The sequence below is a fragment of the Micromonospora sp. NPDC049151 genome (assembly GCF_040648395.1).
In the GTDB taxonomy this organism is placed as follows: Bacteria; Actinomycetota; Actinomycetes; order Mycobacteriales; family Micromonosporaceae; genus Micromonospora.
The window spans coordinates 36551-52708 of sequence record NZ_JBEZDP010000009.1 but is presented as its reverse complement, the minus strand read 5'-3'; the positions used below and the strand labels follow the sequence as shown (position 1 = coordinate 52708).

General features: G+C 69.7%; 16 protein-coding genes. 1 reads left to right on the top strand and 15 read right to left on the bottom strand.

Features of this window, described 5'->3' with window-relative positions; genetic code table 11:
• Positions 1-407 precede the first annotated feature (407 nt).
• The 13 genes from AB0B20_RS12945 to AB0B20_RS12885 all read right to left on the bottom strand — a co-directional run bounded on the left by AB0B20_RS12945 (position 408) and on the right by AB0B20_RS12885 (position 13531).
• Positions 408-761, bottom strand: coding sequence for a hypothetical protein (locus AB0B20_RS12945; protein ID WP_357389175.1), 354 nt, complete (start codon positions 759-761; stop codon positions 408-410).
• A gap of 66 nt (positions 762-827) precedes the next feature.
• Positions 828-1019: a hypothetical protein gene (locus AB0B20_RS12940; protein ID WP_357389173.1), complete on the bottom strand. Its 192-nt coding sequence runs from the start codon at positions 1017-1019 to the stop codon at positions 828-830.
• A gap of 459 nt (positions 1020-1478) precedes the next feature.
• Positions 1479-1919, bottom strand: coding sequence for a hypothetical protein (locus tag AB0B20_RS12935; protein WP_357470442.1), 441 nt, complete (start codon positions 1917-1919; stop codon positions 1479-1481).
• Between the two features lie 146 nt (positions 1920-2065).
• Entirely contained in the window at positions 2066-2773 is a 708-nt protein-coding gene (locus AB0B20_RS12930; RefSeq protein ID WP_357389167.1) for an ABC transporter ATP-binding protein, read from the bottom strand.
• 2 nt (positions 2774-2775) lie between these two features.
• Positions 2776-5616 (bottom strand): FtsX-like permease family protein, encoded by a 2841-nt coding sequence (locus tag AB0B20_RS12925; protein WP_357470439.1) that lies wholly within the window; start codon positions 5614-5616, stop codon positions 2776-2778.
• Positions 5616-6077, bottom strand: coding sequence for a hypothetical protein (locus AB0B20_RS12920; protein ID WP_357389163.1), 462 nt, complete (start codon positions 6075-6077; stop codon positions 5616-5618). Before AB0B20_RS12920 ends, AB0B20_RS12925 begins: the two co-directional genes overlap by 1 nt.
• Positions 6078-6152: 75 nt before the next feature.
• A complete protein-coding gene (locus AB0B20_RS12915; protein ID WP_357389161.1) occupies positions 6153-6686 on the bottom strand; it encodes a hypothetical protein in 534 nt (177 codons plus the stop codon).
• Positions 6687-7008: 322 nt separating this feature from the next.
• On the bottom strand, positions 7009-7215 hold the full coding sequence (locus AB0B20_RS12910; RefSeq protein ID WP_357389159.1) for a hypothetical protein: 207 nt from the start codon (positions 7213-7215) through the stop codon (positions 7009-7011).
• Positions 7216-7315: 100 nt separating this feature from the next.
• Positions 7316-7774: a hypothetical protein gene (locus AB0B20_RS12905; protein WP_357470436.1), complete on the bottom strand. Its 459-nt coding sequence runs from the start codon at positions 7772-7774 to the stop codon at positions 7316-7318.
• A 63-nt stretch (positions 7775-7837) separates the two neighbouring features.
• Positions 7838-8395, bottom strand: a complete 558-nt coding sequence (locus AB0B20_RS12900; protein ID WP_357470433.1) for a hypothetical protein — start codon at positions 8393-8395, stop codon at positions 7838-7840.
• A gap of 343 nt (positions 8396-8738) precedes the next feature.
• Entirely contained in the window at positions 8739-10451 is a 1713-nt protein-coding gene (locus tag AB0B20_RS12895; RefSeq protein WP_357470430.1) for an ABC-F family ATP-binding cassette domain-containing protein, read from the bottom strand.
• A 201-nt stretch (positions 10452-10652) separates the two neighbouring features.
• The gene (locus AB0B20_RS12890; RefSeq protein ID WP_357389151.1) at positions 10653-12500 is read right to left on the bottom strand and encodes a glycoside hydrolase family 15 protein; all 1848 of its coding nucleotides are present in this window, start codon (positions 12498-12500) and stop codon (positions 10653-10655) included.
• Positions 12501-12574: 74 nt separating this feature from the next.
• Positions 12575-13531, bottom strand: coding sequence for an NAD(P)/FAD-dependent oxidoreductase (locus AB0B20_RS12885; RefSeq protein ID WP_357389149.1), 957 nt, complete (start codon positions 13529-13531; stop codon positions 12575-12577).
• A gap of 80 nt (positions 13532-13611) precedes the next feature.
• Between AB0B20_RS12885 and AB0B20_RS12880 the strand changes: the two genes are divergently transcribed.
• Entirely contained in the window at positions 13612-14196 is a 585-nt protein-coding gene (locus tag AB0B20_RS12880) for an XRE family transcriptional regulator (RefSeq protein ID WP_357389147.1), read from the top strand.
• Here the strand turns inward: AB0B20_RS12880 and AB0B20_RS12875 are convergent.
• Both AB0B20_RS12875 and AB0B20_RS12870 read right to left on the bottom strand, forming a co-directional pair.
• Positions 14132-15625 (bottom strand): MFS transporter, encoded by a 1494-nt coding sequence (locus AB0B20_RS12875; RefSeq protein ID WP_357470427.1) that lies wholly within the window; start codon positions 15623-15625, stop codon positions 14132-14134. The two genes, AB0B20_RS12880 and AB0B20_RS12875, sit on opposite strands and share 65 nt — an antisense overlap.
• A 74-nt stretch (positions 15626-15699) precedes the next feature.
• A complete protein-coding gene (locus tag AB0B20_RS12870; protein ID WP_357389143.1) occupies positions 15700-16158 on the bottom strand; it encodes a MarR family winged helix-turn-helix transcriptional regulator in 459 nt (152 codons plus the stop codon).

Below are 16158 nucleotides of genomic sequence, written 5' to 3'. Positions count from 1 at the left end.
CCGGCGATGTTCAAAGTTTCTGTACGTCTTCCAGACGGCCCTGAACGGGCCGCACGCGCCGCCGCCTGGGCGCGCGTCCGTCGCTCCGCTGGCGCTGCGACTCCGGCCACGCAACACGCCCGGCGGCTGGCGCGGAAGCGGGAAGCCCAAGGGGCCGCCGCAGAACGACAGGGGCGTTGACCGCCGGGCAGGTTGACCGCCGGCCCGGACGAGCCGATCTGGCAGCAGCCTCGCCTTCTGGTCTCCGGTGCTGGAGGAGACCTTCGGTGACGGTGCCGCGGAGCGCAGCCTCGTCAGCGATGAAGACCACTAGCAGGCAATCTTGAACCTCTGCTTGCTTCTTGCGAGTTCCTCGGGCAGCGGGCGGCGACGGCAGCGCCGTACAGCGGCGGTGCCTGAGGGCTGCGTCAGTCGTCCTCGACGATCGGTTCGGCCCACGCGGCGTGGTGGAACTGCCATGTCTGCCGGAGGCCGTCCGCCTCGGCCCGTGCCGGGTTCAGGGGCGCAGTGATCAAGTGCCGGCCCGGAGGGACAATGATGACTTCTCGCCGGACTCTCTTGGTGTGGCGGATCCGGTACCTCAGACCCTCCACGTTCACGACACCGCACTCGTCGCCCGGTTGATCCAGCGAGGTCGACTCCACAGTCACCGACCAACCCTCCTTGTCGGCTCTGTAGAGCCACACCTCGAAGGCGCGGTGCTTGCCCTGCTGTTCTGACACCCGAGCGATGATCTCGATCGGGTCGATGCGGTCGTCCATGAGCGTCCTTCGGGCCGGCGAGGAGAACAGCGAAGGCACGCTACCTCCCCGGCGGACGGCCCGGTGCTACTGGTCCTCGTCATCGTCTCGCATCAGGCGGTCCAGATCCTCGGGACGCATCCGCTTGATCTGGGTCTCCAACTTGCGGCTGTAGTGACGGTCGTTCGGATTCATCCCGTTGCGAGACCGAGAGCTGCGGCCGTACTCCTTGAGGAAGCCGCCCAGCTCCCGGCGCATGCGTTCCCGGCGGCCCGACATGAGCGTCACTCTAGGGTCCGAAGGTCCGGCGACGCCTTTCAATAACCGCTACCGGCATCGACCGCACCTGTGAGCCGAGCCGTCACTGCCGGGCGTTGCCCGGCCGGTGTTCGGCGTCCTGGTCGTCGGCGTACGCGGTGGCTTCGAGCGGCCAGGTCGTGCCGAACAGGCGTTCTGCCTCCAGAAGATCGGATCGAAGCTCTACGAGCAAGCATGCGGGCTCGTACCGCCTACCTAGAAGAGGGCGCCTCGCTTGTCACCGGCTGAGAGGCTGAGCCGCCGTTCGCCAGCACAAGGCGTCTGGCCCTGTTCCATCGAACGCACGTTCAATCCGGAACGGCCGCCGGCGATGCGATCCGACAGTTGATGTCGACGCAGCTCCGCGAGGTGATGTGCAACAGAATCCAGCAAGCCAGCGGCGACAGGATGTCGGTCGTGGTGGGCACTACCGGCCGGCCCTCAGCTCCTAGGTGGGCTCGTTCCGTAGCTGTCTGTGGAGCTGACCGGTGGTGTTGACCACTGCGACGAAGCCGAACACCTCAATCCGATCGACGTCGAAGCTTCCCGTGACGATCGGCGGTGGCGCGTAGGCGTAGATCTGACTGGCGTCCAGGTGGAGCCCGCGCCGCTGGTATGCGCCCATGGCGAGGGGGCCAGAAGATACCGGTCCTGGCCATCCTCGGTGTCCAGCTCGGCAGTCAGGTCGGCACGGGAGCCCCACCCCCGTATGAGCTGCCCTTCGAAGGTGTCGAGGAACCACCGCGCGCCGTCGGCAGACTCAAGGAACACATCACCAAACAGCGAGGTGAACCGCGCGGCCTTCCCGTCGAGATCCAGCCATGCCCATGACTCCAGCGCCGCAGCGAATTCCCGCTCACTGAACTGCTTGGTGAGTTCCACCGCGACATTGGATCATGCACCTGCTCAGGCTGCCTCCAGCGGTGGCAACAGCCGGCGCTTCTGGCCGGCTCGCCGCAGCAACCGCTTGACGCCGCGTCGGCGGACCTGCGCCGCGTTTGACCCCGGCAGGATGCCTGCGCCGGTGATCAGTCAGGAGAGGGAGCGGTCAGTACCGCCCCGTCCGCCATGCGGATCACCTGCGCGCAGGACCGTGCGATCTCATGGTCGTGCGTCACGATGAGGAGGGTTACCTGACGTTCATGACACGTGCGTGTCAGAAGTTCCAGAATCATGGCCCCGCTGGCGCTGTCGAGATTGCCGGTGGGCTCATCCGCCAGAATGACGCTCGGGTCTGTGACGATCGCACGGGCGATGGCGACGCGTTGCTGCTGGCCCCCAGACAGTTGCGATGGGAGGGCGCCCGCGCGTTCACATAGCCCCACCTGTTCGAGCGCCTCGAATGCGAGGCTCCGGCGACGTGCGGCCTTCAGGCCGGTGCCGTACAGCGGGACCATGACGTTCTCGGCGGCAGTGAGTGCCGGGAGCAGATTAAAGCGCTGAAACACGAAACCGACGGAACGCCGGTGCCGCACCAACTCTGATGCGCGGAGCGCGGCCAGTTGCCGGGTACCCACCTGAATCGTGCCGGCGCTGGCCTTCTCGATACCTCCGATCAGGTGCAGGAGCGTCGATTTCCCGGAACCGCTCGCACCTGTCACGGCGAGGGACGTGCCACCATCAACGCGCAGGGAGACATTGTCCAGTGCGGTGGTATGCACGTCGCCCGACACGAAGTACTTGGAGACGTTCGTCAACAACACGGTCCGGTCGGGTTGCAAGACCTCCGATCCCATGCTCACCCCTCATCACACATCGTGGCAGCGGAGAGTGCCGGCGTCGCGGCGGCTGCTACCGCCCCACAGGCGCTGGTCAAGGCCACGGCAACTGCCGCCAAGACAACGACCGTGCCGATCGTCGCCCCTGACACGCCGCCGAGCGGCCATCCCACGGCGATGACGGCACCCACAGCGCCCAGGAGAGCACCGGCTCCACCGATGATCGCCCCTTCGACGCCCGCGAGCTGTCGGATCGAACTTTCGGTCCAGCCCACTGCTCGCAGGGTGTTGATCTCCATGGCTCGCTCCCGAAGACCAACGTAGATGACATTGGCGACCGTCATCAGGCTCGTCGCCAGGAGCATCGCCATCAGGGCTGCGTCAGCGCCCGAAACCCGGGCCTGCACCTCGTTGCCGAGCAGACTTCCGGTGATTGTTCCCGCGTAATCGTTCCTGATCGCCAACAGTGCCGATCCTGCGATCACCGTCAAGGCCACCGCCGTCGCCGCGGTAAGGGTGCGACCCGGCGAGCTCAGGGCGTTGGTCCAGGCGAGGCCTGCTGGCGTCGGTCGGCCTCGGGTCCGGCGTACGGACACTGCCCGGACATCTGGGGCCAGCGAAGGGTAACGACGGGCCGCGCGGAGCGCCGGAACGAGCGCGATGAGAGCGGTCATCACAGTCACGATCGCGAGTGCGGCAAGCGACGCGACCAAAGGCACGTGAAGTGCGGTGATCGCAACCAGTACCCCGCCAAGAGCAAGCGTGACGAGGCCCCCCAGAAAAGCGAGTATCGTCGCCTCGACGACCAGGAGGCCCACGACCCGACGCCGACGCCAGCCGAGGACGCTGAGGACGGCCAACTCCCGGCGGCGACCTCGCAGGTTGGCCACCATATTGCCGGCGAGGAGCCCGAAGCACATCACGGTCACCAGGCCGAACAGTGTCACCGTCTTTTCGTCAGTAGCGCGTACGACGGTCAGGGCGGCGCCCTTTCGGGGCCACATCTCATCAAGGAGCACGGGTGGCCGTCCGAACTGGCCGGATGGCAGGTTGACCGACCGCACCTCAGGCGAGGAACCGAGGGTCACGTCGACCTCGAGGCCTGGAATAGCCGCGATTTGTTCCGCCACCTGCGTGACCCGCTCGCGGGAGCGTCCGTCGACACCGTCGACGTCCGACACTCGTACCCGCAGTGCCCCCACGACGTCGTCGCGTCCTGTCAGCCGCACCGCGTTCTCGACGGAGATCAGGGCCGACGGTGGCAGCGCCAGATAGCTCGTCGGGTTGGAGTTCGGACCGAGGTGGACCTGCCGACCGTCGGCCAGCGCGGGAAGCCCAGCGTCGTACAGCTCGAGTGGCACAGCAGCGAACTCGGAGAACTGTCGGATTGAGTTCGGCTCGAACGTGCCCACCGTACGAACGCGCGCGGGACGCCTGACGTCCTGCGGGTCGAGGAAGGCAGGGCCGACCACGGACCGGAAAACGACGTCCCCGCTCAACAACGGTTGCAGCGCCCGGCGCCCGGTTGCCCGTTCGCCATGGTCGGACACTGCCGTGCTCCATGCGGCCGGAGGATCAGCGGAAACGGGTATGCCTTGCTGCCGGCCGTCCGGGGCGGTCGAGACGCTGGCCGGGCCGATCTTGAGACCGCGATCCAGCCGAACCTCACTGCCCGGCGAGACCTGGGAATGGTAGACGTCCGCCAGGTCGTGCGAGGAAGTCACCTTCCGGATACTGCGAGCCGAGGTCAGCTCCGACAACAACTCGCGAGGAGGGCGCTTGACCAGATCACCCGCATCCACCAGCGCGGTCTCGACCAAGAGCCGCTCATCGAGCGGAAGCCGTTCGGCGACGAGTGCTTGAACGATCAGCTCGGAGTCCGCCGTGGACTCTCCCACGCCACCGGCCAGGTAGCGTCCGCGTCGCACCGAGGCGGGGAGGTCGACCAGATCGGCTTCGGCGGCCGGATCGATCACACCGATCGGCAGCCACAGCGGAGTCGTCATGACGAGCTGCGGATCCGTGACGACTGCCGGGGCAGTGGGAGCGCCCGTGACTGGATCGGGCAGTTCGTTGACGCCGGTGAAATCCTTGTATCGGCCGTCCGGCAGAGCTTGGAAGACCGAAAACGTGGACATGTTCAGCTGCGGACTGCCTCGGTCGACCCCGGGCTGCGGCGCCAGGAACTGCGTGCCGCAGATGGGAACCCAATCGCCCGCGTCGGTCTTCTCAAGATAGACGTACGGCACCTGAACGTGCGCGCAGCCGAGGTCCAGAAGGTCTTCCTGCGAGAGGAGACGGTTGTCGGGCGTGGTGAAGCCCTCGCGTCCGTCGTCTGTCACGATGTGACGGGGAACCGCCACGGGGCGGGTAGTGACGTACGCGAAGCGGGGCTCGGAATCATCAACCCTGGTGAGGCCGGCATCCGCGAGCGTCGACGGTCGAACCCGGACCACTTGCTGCTCGCGGGTGCGGTCGATGATCGACGACAGGGCGATCGGTACCTCCAGGTTCACCCCGATGTACCCGAGCACCCCTGCTGGAGCGGCGGCGTCCACTCCAGCGATCGAGCTGACCGCCTTCCACTGCGCGAGGGTGATGCCGCCGTCATGTCCGATGAGATATCCCGGACGGACCAGACCGGACTCGACCTCGGAACGACTGCGCGAACCTGCGGGACGGACCAGCAGGTCGTACGCTCCTCGGGAGTTGGCGCTGACGAATTGATCGATTGCCAGTCGACGACTTTCCGACGTTCCAGCCAGGACGAGGAATCCGCTCATGACGATGACGACAGCCGCCATCGTGGTGACCAGGCGGTAGGGTCGAGCGATGCCCTGCTGGATAGCGAGCTTCAGCACTACTGTTCCACCCGCAGGTTCCATGTGAGGCCGGATGGGGCTTCGACCCGGATGCGGTACGTGGCGGGTGTGTCGATGACGATTTGATTGGCGAAAGGCGCGCCCGCCAAGTCGTCACACGGCACTGGCAGGACAGCCAGCGGCTCAATATGCAGCTTCAACGTGCCGTGGTCGCACCGACCGGTCAGCCACAGATCGCCCACCGCGACGCTGGCCTTGCCCACCGTGCGTGATCCGGTGGTGGCCGCGACGACCAGAAGTGTCGGACCGTCTCCGGCGGGCGGGGTCCCGACAATGGGCTCCGGCCGGGGCGTGGGTCGACGGGAGGTGTCCGGCGTCGGAGCGCTGCCCGTTGTCGTGGCGGTCTCCGTCGACCTGGTGCCCGCCGAGGTGCATCCGCCAAGCGCCACGGCGCACAGCGCGCCGACGACGAGCGAAGTCGACAAGGTTCGCTTGGACATGTGAACGCCCTTTCGGCCGGTGTATCGAAACCGCTCGGGTCCAGGCGTCCCAATGGACGCCTGGACCCTACGAGCTCAGATCGAGGTCTGCCACAACTTCCAGCCGACACCGGTGGGATGCTTGGCAAGGGTGATCGAGGTCGTCGCACCCGTGCAGTTGGTGTATTCGCGACCGAAAGTTCCCTTGGTCTTCCGCACGTTCACGCCGTAGGTGGCCCATTGGATCTTGTTCGCCGGGACGGTCATCGGACCGGCGGTAATTCCGGCCTTTGCCGTCAGGGTGTAGGTAGCGGCGATGCCCAGGGTGGTTGCGGCGTCCGCATTGATCACCGCAAGGCTGATGCCACCCGAAATGGTAGTCGAGTAGCTCGCGGTAACGGAGACCGAGCCGGTTACCTCCGAGGTGAAGGAGGCGCTTGTGGGTGTCGGATTCTGGTTCCGGACATAGAGCTCGGGACCGACGCGCACGTGATCGTTACCCAAGCTCGAGATGTTGTAGTAGTAGGAGTCGGCGACGCAGGCCGTGGGCCCGGCCTCCGTCGCCGAGGCCGGTGCTGCCGGGGCGGCAACGACGGCGACGAGAGCAGCGGCCATGAGCCCGGCCTGCACTGTCCTTCTCGTTACGGGTAGGATGGACTGTGTACTCACGGGACCTCCGAGGGTTTGACGTGGGAACACAGCGGCTGCGGTGTTGGCGCACCGCAGCCGCACTAAGGGCTATAGAAGCTCCTCTTTTCCCTGGCGAAACAGTAACAGAATCAATTCACGGCGGTTGTCCCGTCGCGGGACGCCGCGTCCGTCACCAGGGCCCCTTCGACGATCACCGAGCACGTCACCGCAGGCCGGATGGATCTGGTGGACGACCTGGAAGGACCACCTGGTAGCTCCGACGGATGTCTTCTTGCCCTGGCGCTGGAAGTTCCGGTCGAGGTCAGGAGCTCCAGCCGCCCACGCCGCCGCTCCCGGTGTTGCTGCCGTCCGAACGATTCCGGTGGTCGTCGAGCCGGCGGCGGGCCTCGGCGGATGCCCGGAGGTCGCGTACCCGGCGGCCGTCCACGCGTGTCTGCCGACGACGACGCAACAGGCCGGCGACGAACACGGCGGCCGCGATGACGAGTACGAGGATCACCCAGCGCATGTCGACCTCCCGGTGTCATATGCCTGCCCCCAGTGTCCGCAGCCGGTCAAGGGCCCGCTCCCTCGCGATCACCGCTGTTTGGCTCGCTCTCGGGAGCCGCTCAGGCTGGATGGTCGTGCAGGAACGACTGGGCCGCCGCCTTCGCGGCCGCGGTCGCCTCCTCCGTCTGGTCGAAGGCCGCGCCCCATCCGACGTACAGCTCGAAAAAGCGATCGGCCACGGGTCGCAGCTCCGGCAACCGGGATGTGGCCGCCTGGCAGTAGATCTCGTGCGCCAGGTCCTGGGCGTCACCCTCTCCCGCAACGATGCTCGCCGCTGCCTGACGCATGAGGTGCAGCCGAGCGCCGCGCTCGTCCGGCACCGGCGAGCCGAGTTCGTCCATCGCCTGCCGGAACAGATCGACGGCCTCCCGCGACTGGCCCTTCGACAGGCCGGCAAGCTCACGCAGACCCGGCGAGTCGATGCCTCGGGTCAGAGCGTGAGCAGCCGCCATCGGCAGGGCTTCGCCGACCGGTTCGTCCATCGCCAGCCGGATGGCGAGGTCGCGCAGGTGCTCCACGCCCGAGAGGCTAGGCGACGGACGAGAACAGCGTCGACCGTCGCGATGAGGTGTAGCGCGGGGTCAGTGGATGCCCGCGGCGTGGAGGCGCCGGGTGGCGTCCGGGTCGATGCTGGTCCGCGCGAGCGAACCGGGCGCATCCGCGGAACCGGTGCTGAACGCGCTCACCACCAGCACGACGGACAGCACCGGCATGAACAGCGTCCGGACCAGCATGGCCCAGCACGCCTTGACGCCGATCCGGCTGCCGTCCTCGACCCGCACGAGCTGTGTGCCGGTGAGGACCGCGCCGAGCGCGCGGCCGTTGCCGTAGCAGAGGCCGTAGAGAACCGGCACCAGTACGAACAACGCGAGCACCGCCCCGGCGAGGGCACCGCCGGAGAGGGGCACGGCGCGGTCCACCACGGACAGGGCGACGACACCTACCGCGACAGCGAACAGGCACACCACGAAGTCGATGAGCCAGGACATGACCTGCGCCATCGTGCCGGCCTTGACATACAGCGTGCCGTTGCCGAACATCGCGATCCGCTTGGCCTTCCGGGCACCGAGCACGTGCTCTGCCTGCGCCTGGGCGGCTTCCAGTCGGGTCAACGGCCGGCCCGTGGCGCGGACTGTCACAGCGCTCTCCTGTTGTCGTCGCGAGCACGATGTGCGCCTCGCCTGGGTGCGGACACCCCGCCGTGCCGCATTCCGCTGGAGAGTAGTCGACGCGAGCACTGTTCATGTCCACTGGTCGAGGTGATGGTGCACCTGGACGTCACTGTGGATGCGGAGGCGGGAGCGGCGCGCCGAGTACGCCGGCGCGCCGGTGTCGCTGGCCCTCTACCTCGGCGCCTACCTCGTGGTCGCCGGCCGGCGCACCGCACCGCCGCTTCGTCGGGTGGACCCGGGAAGCCGGTCCGCACGAGCGATATGACTGAGAGGCATAAATATTCCTCTCAGTCATATCGGCTCGACGGCATCAATCTTCCGGCAGGCATGACCCTGTGTGACCGGATGGCCCGGCGTTGCCGGCGGTGAGCGGCAGCGTGGGCCAGGCCGCGAGGTCGTGGAGCATCTGCCGGTCGTGGGTGGCGACGACCACCGCGGCCCTGGTCGTCAGCAGGGCGGCGGTGAGGTCGTCGACGAGCGGCGCGGACAGGTGGTTCGTGGGTTCGTCGAGGATCAGCAGGTCGGGACGTTCGGCCAGGCGCAGTGCCAGGTTCAACCGCCGTTGCTGTCCGTGCGACATTCGGCCGACGGGGGTACGCCGGGCCTCGGCGTCGAGCAGGTTCGTCGCGCCCAGCGGCAGGGTCGTGCCGGCGCCGAGACGCCCGGTGGAGCGCAACCGGCCCACGTGCTGCTCGTACAGGTCGTGCGCGAGCAGCGCCGGTGGCCAGTCGGGCACCTCCTGACCGAGGTACGCGACGCGCGCCCCGGACAGGTGCCGGACCTCCCCGGTCGACGGCGTGAGGTCGCCGGCCAGCACGGAGAGCAGCGTGGACTTGCCGGCGCCGTTGGGTCCGGTCACCAGCAGGCGGTCCCCGCCGTCGAGCGTGAGCGTGACCCGGGTACGCAGGCGCCCGGCCACCGTGACGTCGTGGCATCGCAGGATCGGCAGGCCGGGGCGGGTGTCCAGCGGCGGCCAGCGCAGCGGCTGCGGTGGCTGCGGCACGGTGACGCGGTGCGCGTCGAGCGCCTCCTGCCGGCGTCGCAACGCCTGGACCAGTCCGGGCGCGCGGGACTGGCGCTGGTGCTTGCCGTGCCCCTTCTCCGGGCGCCAGCCGGTGCTGAGCCGGTCCTGCGCCTCCCGTACCCCGTCGGCCAGCCGCTGGTGCTCGGCCTGCTGGGCCTCGTGGTCGCGTACCCAGTGCGCGAAGTCGCGGCGGCGCCCGTCCTGCCAGGCGGCGTAGTCCCCGGCGTAGCGGCGCGGACGCCCGTCGGCGCTGGGGTCGAGGTCCAGGAACTCCGTGGCGACGTCCCGCAGCAGCGCGCGGTCGTGGGTCACCAGCACGACGCCGCCCGGATGGTCGCGCAGCCGCGCGGTGAGGAAGGCCAGGCTGTCCGCGTCGAGGTGGTTGGTCGGCTCGTCCAGCATCAGCAGGTCGACCCGCGCTCCCAGCAGGCACGCCAGGCGTACCCGGTAGCGCTGGCCGACGGACAGCGTGGCCAGCTCCCGGTCCCGGTCCGGGCAGGCGTCCAGGCCGGCCAGCGCCACGTCGACTCGCCGCTGCGCGTCCCAGGCGTCCAGGCGGGCCGCCGCGTCCAGGGCGGTCGCGTACGCGTCGTCCGCGCCCGCCCGGCCCTCGGTGAGCGCGATCGTGGCGTCGTCCAGCGCCCGCAACGCGCGTTCGAACTCCCGGATCGCCTCCCGGACCAGCGTGCCGACCGTCTCGCCGTGCCGTGACTCCAGGTTCTGCCGGGCGACGTCGATCGTGCCCAGCCGTTCCACGGTGCCCTGGTCGGGCGCGAGGAGGCCGGCCAGCACGTGCAGCAGCGTGGTCTTGCCGCGCCCGTTCTCGCCGACGACGGCCAGTCGGGAGGCGGCGGAGACGGTCACGCTGACGTCGGACAGCACGACCCGGCCGCCGCGTACGACGCGGACGCCGTCGGCCCGCACGTGCGCCCGGTGTCCGGCGGGCAGCGAACCGCCCGAGGTGGATGGGGAGGAAGGAATGTTGTCGAGGTTGCGCACAGTCCGCTCTTCGGCTCGTCGTGGAGCCGGGCAGCGCGAGGACACCGCCCGGCGGGAACGCCAGGACGGCGGAGCAGAGCTGGTACGTCAGAAGAAGCCGGTCACCCTGCCGCCGTCAGCGGAGGGACCAGGGCTTCATGACAGCGGCGAAGAACCTCATGCGATCAACAGTACCCGGGGCCGGGCCGGAGATCACCGGAATTACCGGCGGAGGCGGGCGGAGGCCTCGGCGTCGAGCAGGTCGTTCACCGCCAGCGCCGAGTTGATCAGCGCGAGGTGGCTGAACGCCTGCGGGTAGTTGCCGATCTGCTCACCGGTGGAGGCGATCTCCTCTGCGTAGAGGCCCAGGTGGTTGCTGAAGGTGAGCATCTTCTCCAGCGTGAGCCGGGCGTCGTCGAGCCGGCCGGAACGGGCCAGCGCCTCGACGTACCAGAACGTGCACATGTTGAAGGTGCCCTCGTGGCCGGGCAGCCCGTCGGGGGAGTGGACCGGGTCGTAGCGGTGGACCAGGCTGTCCGAGACCAGGTCCCGTTCGATCGACTCCAGGGTGGACATCCACAGCGGGTCGCTGGGCGTGACGAAGCCGACCGCCGGCATGTAGAGCAGGGCCGCGTCGAGCACGTTCTCGTCGTACGCCTGCACGAAGCTGCCGCGTTCCCGGTGGAAACCGCGGGCCATGACCTGGTTGTAGATCCGGTTGCGCTGCTCGATCCAGCAGCTCATGTCCCCGGGCCGGCCGGTGCGGCTGGCCAGCCGGATGGCCCGGTCCAGCGCCACCCAGGACATCACCCGGCCGAACGTGTAGTTGCGGGGATGGTGGCGGCTCTCCCAGATCCCGGCGTCGCGCTGGTCCCAGTTGTGGCAGACCCAGTCGATCAGGCGCACGGTGCTCTTCCACACCTGGTGCGACACACGGATGCCCTGCTCGTCGGCGAGGTGCATGGCGTAGAGCGCCTCGCCGTGGATATCGAGCTGGATCTGGTCGGCAGCGCCGTTGCCGATCCGCACCGGCCGCGAGCCCCGGTACCCCTCCAGGTGGTCGAGCACCTCCTCGTGCAGGTCCGAGGAGCCGTCGACCCGGTACATGATCTTCAGTGGGTCCTGGTGGTCGCCGGCCTCCCGGATGCGCTCGTCGAGCCAGTCCATGTACCGGCTGACCTCCTCGGTGAACCCGAGACCGAGCAGCGCGTGCACGGAGAACGAGGTGTCGCGTACCCAGGTGTAGCGGTAGTCCCAGTTGCGGGTGCCGCCGACCAGCTCGGGCAGCGCGGCGGTCGGCGCGGCGATCATCGCGCCGGTCGGCGCGTACGTCATGAGCTTGAGCGTGATGGCGGAGCGCTCGACCATCTCCCGCCAGCGGCCGGTGTAACGGGAGCGTTCGACCCAGCGCCGCCAGTAGTCCCGGGTCCACTCGAACATGCCCTGGACCTCTTCCGGCGGGATGGTCCGGGGTTCCTCTCCGCTGGTTTCCAGGACCACCCCGCCGGTGTCGCCCTCCTTCAGGGTGCCGTACGCGATCAGGTCGCCGTCCTCCATGCGGATCTCGCCGGTCTGTGCCCAGAGTTGCCGCACCGGGTCGATCGGGTTGAAGGCGAGCGTCTCCGACGGGCTGCGGAACAGGTAGCCATTGCGGTGCCGCTCCAACTCGTGGCTCTCGCGTGCGTAGTCGAAGCGGGGCCGGCACTCCACCCGGAAGCGCATGGTGCCGCGCACCATGTTGACCATGCGCACGATGCGGTGGGAGTCGGTGACGCGCTCGCCGGTGACCGGCATGAAGTCGATCACCTCGGCGACGCCGTCCGCGCTGATGAACCGGGTGATCAGGATCGGCGTGCCGGGCAGGTAGAGCTGCTTGGTGACGTACCGGACCTCGTGTGGGGCGATCTGGAAGAAGCCGCCCTTCTCCTTGTCCAGCAGCGCGGCGAAGATGCTCGGCGAGTCGAAGCGCGGCGCGCAGAACCAGTCGATCGTTCCGTCGCAGGTCACCAGCGCGGCGGTCTGCAGGTCGCCGATGAGCCCGTGATCCTCGATCGCCGGATAGCTCTTCACGTCGTCTCCCCGGTTCGGCTGCCCTCTCCGGCTCAACCTAAGGGAAGAATTGTCAGGTTAGGGGGGATTAGTGGTCACCCACTCTCCCGCGCGGCCCGCCGCGCCTCGACCGCCCGGCGGGTCTCCGCCTGCACCAGGTCCGCGTTGATCATCGCCGCGGTCCGGGCGCCCGCCGCCGCGGCGGCCCCGACCTGCGCCGACAGGTCGGTCACGTTGCCCGCCGCCCACACCCCGGAGACGTCGGTACGCCCCGACTCGTCGACCGGCAGGTACTCGCCCATCCCGCTGGGGTGCGGTTGCGGGCGCAGGCCCAGCCCGGCCAGGAACCCGGCCCGCGCCACCATCCGGGGCGCGACGGTGAGCACCTCACGCTCGACCGTGCGGCCGTCGCGCAGGCGTACCCCGGTCAGCCGGTCCCCGGCCGTCTCGATGGCCGCGACCTCGCCCTCGACCACCGGCACGCCGCGCGCGGCGAGCTGTTCGGCCTGTTCGCCGGTCAGTGGCGGCGCGGTGTGCCGCAGGTAGACCACGTCGTCGCTCCACTGCCGGAACAGCAGCGTCTGGTGCACCGACATCGGGCCGGTGCCGATCACCCCGATCGGCTGCTCGCGCACCTCCCAGCCGTGGCAGTACGGGCAGTGCACCAGGTCCCGCCCCCAGCGCTCACGCAGGCCGGGCACCTCCGGCAGCTCGTCGACCAGGCCGGTGGTGACGAGCACCTGGCCGGCGCGGAAGCGGCGGCCGTCGGCGAGCGCCACCGCGAACCCGTCGCCGTCCCGGTCCACCGTCTCGACCCGGCCCTCGGTCAGGTGCCCGCCGTAGCCGCGGACCTCGTCCCGGCCGCGCGCCAGCAGCTCGGCCGGCGGCACGCCGTCGTGCCCCAGCAGCGCGTGCACGCCGTCGGCGGATGCGTTGCGCGGCTCGCCGCCGTCCACCACCAGCACCGACCGGCGTGCCCGGGCCAGCATCAGCGCGCCGCTGAGCCCGGCCGCGCCGCCGCCGATCACCAGTACCTCGTAGTTCTCGGTCATCGTGACCACCTCCGCGACCAGCCTGCGACCGGGTCCGGCAGAACTGCAAACTCTGTTGCTGATGTGGCAAACTGGCAGGCATGGACGACGACCTCGACCAGGCCCTCGACGCGGTCGGCCCCCGGCTGCGCGCGCTGCGCCGCGAGCGGGAGACCACCCTCACCGACCTCTCCGCCGCCACCGGCATCTCGGTGAGCACGCTGTCCCGGCTGGAGTCCGGCGGTCGCAAGCCCACGCTGGAACTGCTGCTCCCGCTGGCCCGCGCGCACGGCGTCACGCTCGACGAGCTGGTCGGCGCCCCACCCACCGGCGACCCGCGCGTCCACCTGCGGCCGGTCGCCGCGCACGGGATGACCATGCTGCCGCTCACCCGCCGCGCCGGCGGCATCCAGGCGTACAAGCTGATCATCCCGGCCGGCGGGCGGTCCGAGCCCGAGCCGAAGACCCACGAGGGGTACGAGTGGGTCTACGTGCTGAACGGGCGGCTGCGGCTCGTGCTCGGCGAGCACGACCTGGTGATGGTGCCGGGTGAGGCGGCCGAGTTCGACACCCGCGTACCGCACTGGTTCGGCCGCGCCGACAGCGAGGGGGTGGAGTTCCTCAGCCTCTTCGGCAGCCAGGGCGAACGCGCCCACCTGCGCGCCCGCCCTCGCGCCTCCCGCTGACTCGCCCCACAAGGGCCGGGGCGTCGGCGCGCTTCGCCGTGCGGGGGCGCAGCAGCGCGTACGCGAGCACGACGGCGACCACCACGAGCCCCGCGCCGACCGCGAACGCCGCGTGGAAGCCGCTGGTCAGTGCCGTGGCCCGGTCGTCGCCGAGCGCGGCCCGGCCCGCGGTGCGCGCGGCGGCCAGCGTGGACAGCACCGCGACCCCGAACGCCATCCCGAGTTGCTGGGTGGTGTTGAACAGCCCGGAGGCGAGACCGGCGTCCTCGGTGCGGGCGGCGGACATGCCGAGCGCGGTGAGCGCCGGCAGCACCAGCCCGAACCCGCCGGCCAGCAGCATCACCGGCAGCACGTCGGGCAGATACCGGCCGTCCACCGGCACCCGGGCCAGCAGCCCGAACATGGCCACCAGCAGGACGAGCCCGGCGGTCAGCACGGCTCGCTCGCCGAAGCGGGCGTTGAGCCGGGCCGAGACGCCGAGCGACACCGCGCCGATCACCACGGCGGCCGGCAGCAGCGCCAGCCCGGTGCGGGTGGCGTCGTAGCCGAGCACCTGCTGGAGGTAGAGCGTGACGAGGACCTGGAACGCGAACGTCGCGGCCACGGTGAGGACCTGCACCACGTTCGCCACCGCGACGCCGCGTGAGCGCAGCAGCCGCAGCGGCATGAGCGGGCGGCGCGCGGTGGCCTGCCGGGCCACGAACCCGGCGACCAGCGCGACGGCGAGCGCGCCCAGGCCGAGCGTGTGCGCCGACGTCACCCCGTACCGCTCGATGGTGACCACCGTGTAGATGCCGAGGACCAGCCCGGCGGTGACCAGCAGCGCGCCCGCCACGTCGGCTCCGGCGGCCAGGCCCAGACCACGGTCCGCGGGCAGCGTGCGGACCGCGAGGACGATGGTGGCCAGCCCGATCGGCAGGTTGATCAGGAAGATCCAGTGCCAGCCCAGCGCGTCGGTGAGCAGGCCGCCGGCGACCTGTCCGATGGCTGCCCCGGCCGCGCCGGTGAAGGCGAAGACGGCGAAGGCCCGGGCCCGCCCGGCGGCGTCGGGAAAGAGCGTGACGAGGATGCCGAGGCTGACCGCCGTCGCCGCCGCGCTGCCGACGCCCTGGAGGAAGCGGGCCGCGACGAGCGTGGCGCTGTTCGTCGCCAGCCCGGCCAGCGCGGAGGCGGCGGTGAACAGCGCGGTGCCGCCGAGGAACATCGCCCGGCGCCCGATCAGGTCGCCGAGCCGGCCGGCGAGCAGGAGGAGGCTGCCGAACGCGATCAGGTACGCGTTCACCACCCAGCTCAGGCCGGCCGGGGAGAAGCGCAGGTCGCGCTGGATGGCCGGCATCGCCACGGTGACGATGCTGCCGTCCAGGATGGTCATCAGGGTGCCGGTGGCGAGCACGCCGAGGGCGAGCCGGCGGGAGCGGGGAGCGGACATGGAGTCCTCCTGTCGAGAGGTGCGACAGGAGAGACCGTAACGGATGGTTCCGTTGCAGACAATCTATTGGGGAACTATTGGCGGGCGCGGCGCGCCGGTTTCGGGCTCTGCACCGGCGTGGCCAGGTGCCCGGCGGTCAGGCGCCGAAGCGCGCGCAGGAAGACCTCCCGCTCGTCGTCCGGCAGGCTCGCCAGCGTCTCGGCGTGCACCCGGTCGACGATCTCCTGGCTGCGGGCAGCCACCCGGGCGCCCTCCTCGGTCACCGCGATGATCCGCGCCCGCCGGTCGGTACGCGACGGGCGCCGCTCGGCCAGCCCGGCCCGCTCCAGCGCGTCCACCGTCACCACCATCGTCGTCTTGTCCATGTCGCCCATCTCGGCGAGCTGGATCTGCGTACGCTCCTCGGGCAGCGCATGTGCGAGCACACAGTGCATCCGGGCGGTTAGCCCGATCTCGGCGAGCGCCGCCGCCACCCGCGTACGCAACACGTGGCTGGTGTGGTCGAGGAGGTACGACAGGTCCGGGCTGCTCAT

Excerpts from the sequence above, each read along its gene's own strand:
- AB0B20_RS12945 (WP_357389175.1), bottom strand. The coding sequence starts at position 761 with ATGGACGACCGCATCGACCCGATCGAGATCATCGCTCGGGTGTCAGAA.
- AB0B20_RS12940 (WP_357389173.1), bottom strand. The coding sequence starts at position 1,019 with ATGTCGGGCCGCCGGGAACGCATGCGCCGGGAGCTGGGCGGCTTCCTC.
- AB0B20_RS12930 (WP_357389167.1), bottom strand. The coding sequence starts at position 2,773 with ATGGGATCGGAGGTCTTGCAACCCGACCGGACCGTGTTGTTGACGAAC.
- AB0B20_RS12920 (WP_357389163.1), bottom strand. The coding sequence starts at position 6,077 with ATGTCCAAGCGAACCTTGTCGACTTCGCTCGTCGTCGGCGCGCTGTGC.
- AB0B20_RS12910 (WP_357389159.1), bottom strand. The coding sequence starts at position 7,215 with ATGCGCTGGGTGATCCTCGTACTCGTCATCGCGGCCGCCGTGTTCGTC.
- AB0B20_RS12885 (WP_357389149.1), bottom strand. The coding sequence starts at position 13,531 with ATGACCGAGAACTACGAGGTACTGGTGATCGGCGGCGGCGCGGCCGGG.
- AB0B20_RS12880 (WP_357389147.1), top strand. The coding sequence starts at position 13,612 with ATGGACGACGACCTCGACCAGGCCCTCGACGCGGTCGGCCCCCGGCTG.
- AB0B20_RS12875 (WP_357470427.1), bottom strand. The coding sequence starts at position 15,625 with ATGTCCGCTCCCCGCTCCCGCCGGCTCGCCCTCGGCGTGCTCGCCACC.
- AB0B20_RS12870 (WP_357389143.1), bottom strand. The coding sequence starts at position 16,158 with ATGAGCAGCCCGGACCTGTCGTACCTCCTCGACCACACCAGCCACGTG.